The organism is Planomonospora algeriensis, assembly GCF_977012225.1.
Genome location: NZ_CDRNDK010001049.1, coordinates 1 through 606, shown reverse-complemented (window position 1 = coordinate 606; position 606 = coordinate 1). Strand labels below are relative to the sequence as shown.

Here is a 606-nt window from a genome sequence, read left to right as displayed (position 1 = left end):
AGGGGGATGCCTTCACCCCCCAGCATCTGCTGGTCATGGTCTACCCCGGCCGCGGCGATCAGGTCATCGATCTGAAAAGGCGGGGAAAAGGTGACACGCAGGGACGTCACGCCGCCGCCCGAGGCACCGTGGACGAGCTGGGGCCCGGCTGAGTCGCTGGCGGCGGTAGTTCGGAGGCCGTCTGGGGACCATCCCTGCGGGGATGGTCCCCCTTCTCGACGATGGCTTTCGACAGGCCGTCGTGGCCGAACGTACCGTCCCCGATGGCGAAACAGACCGCGTCAACGCGCTCACCGGCACCGGCAGGAGACGCCCGCTATCTGCCCTATTGGGCATATGCTGCGGCGCATGGTGCGACTTCGCCGACTGCTGACCGCAGACCGCTCACCGGTCGACCCGCCTGCGGATTTCCTGGCCGGCCGGTGGGAGCCCCGCACCGCCCGGACAGCGCACACCACTGTGCTGGACGGCCACAACGGCGACACCGTGATCCGTATCCAGGGCGTCGCGAACATCGCCGATGACCTCGAGATCGGCGTGATAACGACGGAAGACGGGCCGGTGCGCATGCTGCGGATCGGTTCTGAGATCTACCACCGGCTTTCG

General features: G+C 67.5%; 1 protein-coding gene. It reads left to right on the top strand.

The annotated features are described in order from the left end of the window. Positions 1–348 precede the first annotated feature (348 nt). Positions 349–606 (top strand): hypothetical protein (locus ACWJ6R_RS37725; RefSeq protein ID WP_449066764.1); only part of this gene is annotated, 258 nt, incomplete at its 3' end.